A 5,561-nucleotide genomic window follows, 5' to 3' on the forward strand; every position below is an offset into this window, starting at 1 on the left:
CTTTCATTTACACGCAGGCCCGACTCAGTGACACTAACTGTCAGTTCTCCAAGCGTGGGGTGTATCAGTGTGCCGCTAACACCCTCTTCACACGCTGCAACCAAATTATTACGCTGAGTTATAACATCCGGCGCTGAATAAACTTTGCTATCTTGAATGATGAAACCGCGAAGAGTAATTTTTCGACTACTGCGCCCTAAGTCTTCAATCCAGGCTGTATCACGGTACGGATATTCATGTACAGCCTGACGCCTACCGAAAACGCTTTCACCCGATACTATGGCAAATGGCACACCGCGGAATGAAGCCGGGTGTAAATGTTCTGACCATTTCCACTCTTGATCTTTACCCAAAAATGATGAAATGGCGTCTTTGATAAATGGCATATCACCACCTTGTGGTTATTTCCAGATGTAAAAAAACCGCAATTAAGCGGCTAGGATTGGTAGGATAAAACTTAGATTTACTTATTCCGATGAGTTTTCAGCGTGCACTTGTTCGGCGCTAATCATGCCCTTGCATAATGAATGAAACTCTTTGGTACTGATACCAGCTTGTTTCGCCATTGATTTTATCAAGTCTCTGGAAAACGGCGCGTGGTGTTTATCGACAGTGACTAGCCATTTTCCACCCTCAGTTTTCTTGATCCATTGTTCATGAGAAGTCCCCTTCTTGGGTTTCATCTCAAAACCAAGAGCAGTAAGTCCTTTAATGACTTCGGCGTATTTCAACGGCGTTAATTTCTTAAAAAACATAGCGCTACCATACATCAAGCAGGTTCGCACTGTTCATTAAAAACTTTAGCCATGCCACTGTCTTTTCTGTTCATGAAAATTCGAAAGGCAATTCGCCAATATTTAAACCACATAGATAGCGGTGCTTTTCGGCTTAACATTTGTTTGGAGTACTGAGGTTCTGATTTCACCTCACTGAGGTAATCTTCAATCTGGGCTTCGAGTTTATTTACTGCTTCATCTATATTGTCACCCTGCGCAGCCAAAGAAAGATCCAAACAGGCAGCTATATACATCCCATCTTGACGATAAGCCATGCAACGTAATCTCATTTCTCTTCTCCTCTGTATCGGGCAACTAGATCTATACAGACCGTATATAAGTAAGTGTAATACGTTTAGCATTAACTAAGCAAATCCATTTCCCAGAAAAGCAAGCTCGAAATTAGACGAAAAGTGAGGAACGAAAAACGAAGAAGATGTAACCTCATTATAAATAAACACTTTAAGTACAATGCTTATTATGATGAAGCCAAGTTGTAAAAAACATTATACATCATAGTGTTACAGCCAAAGCCAAGGCTGGCTTACAAAAAAACCGCAATTAAGTGGCGTAATAATGTTAACCATTGATCATTAATTGTGCTTCATTCAAAGTAATGAATAATTTATTAACGGAGTGAAACCGATGAAATATTTAAAAAGTTTTGCGGCATTAGTATTATCAATACCTATGATGGCGTTTTCTGCATCTCCTATTGTTTGTGAAAATGAATCCCCAGGTAACACCATTACATCTATCTGGCCTTCAATTTATTTATCAGACCCGAATACTCTTTGCTTTGATGTCAAAGGGTGGCCAGAATTTTCCGGTACAAATTGCGTTAAAAACGGTAAAAACGCGAAATGGACTGGCCTTGTCATTGTTTGGGAAGATGGGGAACCACAAGGTCGGGATTCAACCCATTTCCGTGTAGTTAATCCCGTAGTCACAGATGAACAAATACAATATCGCATAGAGTGGTCTCGTGGGGGCGAGTGGCGCACTATGCAGAACGTAGCCATCAACCGACTTACTGGTGACGCCGTGAGCTACTTTGTCAATGAGCATGGTGGAGAAAGCTACCAGTGCAGGGTTGCGAAAAAAGCAATTTAATCAAACAGGCATGGATTTTATTTATCTTCAGCAACCAATAAACCTAACTCTTGAAATAATCAACCGACTAGATCGTTTAGAGAAGCTGATAGAGTCCCAAAAATAACAGATAAAATAACCCTGCTACGATGGCGGGGCTAGCTATATCAATAAAGATGGAATTCGCAAATTTTTTTAAACTCCTTTGCCTGTTCCTCTGTCAAATGAGTCTTTATGTCAGCAACCATTGATGCCACCTTGCGTTCCGCAGAATTTCCATCCCCTCCCTTGCACTCCACCTCATCAATGTACGATAAGCACAAAGCACAAAAATCAACCACCTGTTGTTTCCGAATGTTGGAATCCTCATCTACAAAATCACAGTGATGATAGTTTTCAGCTCTCTTCAAATATTCTGAATTTATCACGAGTGTACGCGCAAGGGCCTTAGCCGAACTAGTAGCTCGAATATCACTACCACAATGTTTACATTTGATAGCATCTTTATTAATGAACTCAGCACAATAAGAGCACTTTACATCATCTGATGATCTACCGAATAAAATCATCATTAATCCACAGAATGTAACAAACGCGCCGAAAAAAACGTGATTATGTTTGGTGGCAATAGTTCCAATATCCTGAGTGTAATCACGACCATATGGCAATATTGTGGTATCAATATTAAAAGCTATAAGAAGCCATATCAAACCAAGAATCAACAGAAAATAGCCAAACCCTTTCATTGCTAACCTCTTTATTTAATTAAACTGACTAAGCATTAATCAAGTTCATCATAAATTCAAGGATATTGCATAGAGGTTGTTACTCTACCCCCAGTTTTTGCATTAAATTGCTGCCGTTCTCCAGTCTTGTTGCTGACAATCGTGATTTCTACCTGGAGTTTGTTTTCACCAATCGCTGATTGAATGGCGTCGGATATATTCTGAGCAATCTCGCTATTATCTGCTTGATTTGCAAAGATAGATGATGGCCTTTTATCCGATTCAGGCGGTACGGGTTGATTCACCATGCGTTGTTGACCTAGATAATATTTGTCACGCAAACCCTGCCATTTTGGGTCAAAGATAGCGGCAGTTATTGCGTCTGTGATCTCTTTTTGACTAAACGGCTGTTGACCATGATTTTCTTGTTTAATCATGGCTACCATTAGATTTTCAAGTACTTTCGGGTCGTGCATATCTAGCTGTTGATTGGGAAGAAAACCTGTCTCGTTTGACACGAAATTAATATATTCCTGAGTATTATTTCTATCTACACCTCCGGCCGGTGCATAAGTACTGATTGTGTTATCAACAGTGTTCTTCCCTCTGTCGCCGTAAAGCATTAGTTGACGAGCTAATGCAGAGAGGCCATCATGATTATTACCAAACTTAACAAATGTTCCATTTTTCCCTTGTACATATCCTATTCCATTAGGTGCGTCGCGTACATTTCCCGGATTTTTAATTCTCAAGCCAAACGAATCTTTTTTAATCTTGGGCTTGTTTTTAAGTTTAGGATATTGAATACCAAGAGTAGGAATATTTGGAGCTTTGTAGCCTTCACGTTTACGTTTTTCAGCTTCCCATGCCGCACCATAGCGATCATTGATTTTTTTCTCTAAGTCATCGTTTGTAGAACCCCAACTCAAAAGAAAATCTTCGTAATAAGACAAGCTTTTTCTGAAAACCTTATCTCTTAATGCCTGTTTGCGCAGGTCCTCTTTTTTGTTTCCGTGGTAAATTTCATTATTAATATTATTTTTATGATTTAATTTATCTTTGTATGCTTTTTCTTTATCTTCATAAGAAAATCCCCCATCTGATACAAAGCGCCCAATGGCAGCGAAATCATCAATTTTTCTTTTAACTATTCTACCAGCAAGATCACCGATAATATCAGTCTCTGATAATGCTAATTTAGCAAAAACAATGCTTAACCGTGTTTTTGTGCCCTCATACCACGAATTTAGATTATTATACCTGTCGTTGAATTCGTTTAATTTATCATTATCAGCTTGTGATCTGGTGTGACCCTGCCAATCTGAACCGGCCAGCAGTTTTTGATATTTTTCAGGTCCTTTACGTGCCAACGCTAATCCGTGTTCATCTAAGCCAATTTTTTCAGCAATGGTATTTTGAACATCGGACGGGTATTTCTGCATAGCCTTAACGACTTCTGGAAAAGTCTTGTATGCATCAATCGTTCCGTGCTCATTTTCATAGAGAGGAACCCCCATACTGGTTAATTGCGCTCTGGCTTCGTCCCGTCTTCCTTGTAAAGGATGATTTAAAATTCCATAAAAGCTTTCCACTGATTTTTTAGCGTCATCAGCATTAACACCAATTTGTATCAACGCACCTTGCAAGCGTGTGAAATCCGGAACACTCATTGCTGAGTTTTTAGCGGACACATCCAATTCATAGGCTTCCTTTCCCATATTTACTAAGTTTTCAAATGCTTTTGATGCTCCATAAGCCGCTACCCCAACCCCGCCCAATTTTGTTGCTATTCCACCATATTTTGTCGCCAGTTCACCGAAATTCTTAAGCGGGGGCACCATGTCGCCCAGGTATTGCACATTATCTTTGGCATAACGTGACATGTTGCGCAACTTTATGCCAAGGGTATCTACTCCTTCTGTGGATTTAGAACCGCCAAATTTCAACCATTCTTGAGTTTTTGCCAAATTGGGATTGAGTCCATTCAACTTTGCATTAATTTCATCGATAACTTTCGTGACATTTTCGTCAGCATTTAACTCAAAATCGAAAGCGTTAGCCATTGGTTCGTTCCTTACTTATCCGGTTAGCTTGTTCAACCCACCATTCAAGCCGTGATCGGGTTAAGAGCCACGTATCACGCGGCCCCCACTTGTAATAAAATGTGACATCAGCGGCTAATTGCTGCCAGATTTGGAGTTCTCCGAGTCCAAAAAACTTTCAATAAACTCCTGACACTGATGGAAGTCACTGATTGCCATTTTTTTCAGTACAGATTCGGGAATTTCTGAAACCAGAGAAATTAATAACCGAGTTGCCGCTAGCGGATTTGCTTTTTTGCTCGCCTCATAAAACTGTTCAACCTGGATCAATACGGGTTCTTTCAAATCAATCTGCTCGTAGCGGACTTTGCCGTCATTGCTCTCAATCGGCGTGCTTAATACGATAGTTTTAGTTTTTTCTAACATGTTGATTCTCCAAATTAATTTTCAGTAACCGAAGTGCCTTCCCAGCGTACTTCAAAAGTCGCATCTTCGCTTGCTACTTCCTGCGTGTTAACCGTCCACATGCCTTCACCAATGATCGTCTTACCGTTTGCCAGTTCAGCAACGATAGTGACATTCGTCTGGTCATTGAAATCAGCAACGGTTGTCCCGCCACTGTCACGCACTTTGCATGAGATGAAGCCCGCTTGCGGCTTCTCTTTATAGCCGTGTACGTAGTCCATACCCGTGAGGGTTTCGCGGGTGACCGTTGAAGGGCTCCAGGTGAAATCCCCCGCGACCATTATTCGGATGCCATCGACGGTGACATAAGCGGTACCCGCCAGCCTGTTTGATGTATTACCCATGTTTACCTCTTAAGCTGCCGGTTGTAAGCGGAACTGATTAAGTAGCGCGAAAACACGCAACTGATTGATGAGTGTGCCGGTCCACAGAACATCGATTCTGTTCGGATTTTGCGGATT

At 40.9% G+C, this 5,561-nt stretch carries 8 protein-coding genes; 1 reads left to right on the plus strand and 7 read right to left on the minus strand.

Going from position 1 to position 5,561, the window contains the following annotated elements:
• The 3 genes from LGZ99_RS23145 to LGZ99_RS23155 all read right to left on the minus strand — a co-directional run.
• Positions 1-386 (minus strand): DNA circularization N-terminal domain-containing protein (locus tag LGZ99_RS23145; RefSeq protein ID WP_262979718.1); only part of this gene is annotated, 386 nt, incomplete at its 3' end.
• Positions 387-467: 81 nt separating this feature from the next.
• On the minus strand, positions 468-755 hold the full coding sequence (locus LGZ99_RS23150; RefSeq protein WP_036841046.1) for a type II toxin-antitoxin system HicA family toxin: 288 nt from the start codon (positions 753-755) through the stop codon (positions 468-470).
• Between the two features lie 14 nt (positions 756-769).
• Positions 770-1,066 (minus strand): type II toxin-antitoxin system HicB family antitoxin, encoded by a 297-nt coding sequence (locus LGZ99_RS23155; RefSeq protein ID WP_036841047.1) that lies wholly within the window; start codon positions 1,064-1,066, stop codon positions 770-772.
• A 355-nt stretch (positions 1,067-1,421) separates the two neighbouring features.
• On the opposite strand from LGZ99_RS23155, the gene LGZ99_RS23160 reads away from it, so the two are divergent.
• Positions 1,422-1,889, plus strand: coding sequence for a hypothetical protein (locus LGZ99_RS23160; protein WP_036841048.1), 468 nt, complete (start codon positions 1,422-1,424; stop codon positions 1,887-1,889).
• Positions 1,890-2,035: 146 nt separating this feature from the next.
• Here the strand turns inward: LGZ99_RS23160 and LGZ99_RS23165 are convergent, their stop codons facing one another.
• The 4 genes from LGZ99_RS23165 to LGZ99_RS23180 form a co-directional block, all read right to left on the minus strand.
• Positions 2,036-2,614, minus strand: a complete 579-nt coding sequence (locus LGZ99_RS23165) for a zinc ribbon domain-containing protein (RefSeq protein ID WP_051769694.1) — start codon at positions 2,612-2,614, stop codon at positions 2,036-2,038.
• Between the two features lie 56 nt (positions 2,615-2,670).
• Positions 2,671-4,656, minus strand: a complete 1,986-nt coding sequence (locus LGZ99_RS23170) for a hypothetical protein (protein ID WP_036841049.1) — start codon at positions 4,654-4,656, stop codon at positions 2,671-2,673.
• Positions 4,657-4,770: 114 nt separating this feature from the next.
• Complete coding sequence (locus tag LGZ99_RS23175) at positions 4,771-5,061, minus strand: phage tail assembly protein (RefSeq protein ID WP_051769697.1); 291 nt, start codon at positions 5,059-5,061, stop codon at positions 4,771-4,773.
• A 14-nt stretch (positions 5,062-5,075) separates the two neighbouring features.
• Positions 5,076-5,444 carry a phage tail tube protein gene (locus LGZ99_RS23180; RefSeq protein ID WP_036841051.1) on the minus strand — a complete coding sequence of 123 codons (369 nt, stop codon included), beginning with the start codon at positions 5,442-5,444 and terminating at the stop codon, positions 5,076-5,078.
• Positions 5,445-5,561 lie beyond the last annotated feature (117 nt).

The sequence above is a fragment of the Photorhabdus temperata genome (genome assembly GCF_025384845.1).
Taxonomy (GTDB): domain Bacteria; phylum Pseudomonadota; class Gammaproteobacteria; order Enterobacterales; family Enterobacteriaceae; genus Photorhabdus; species Photorhabdus temperata.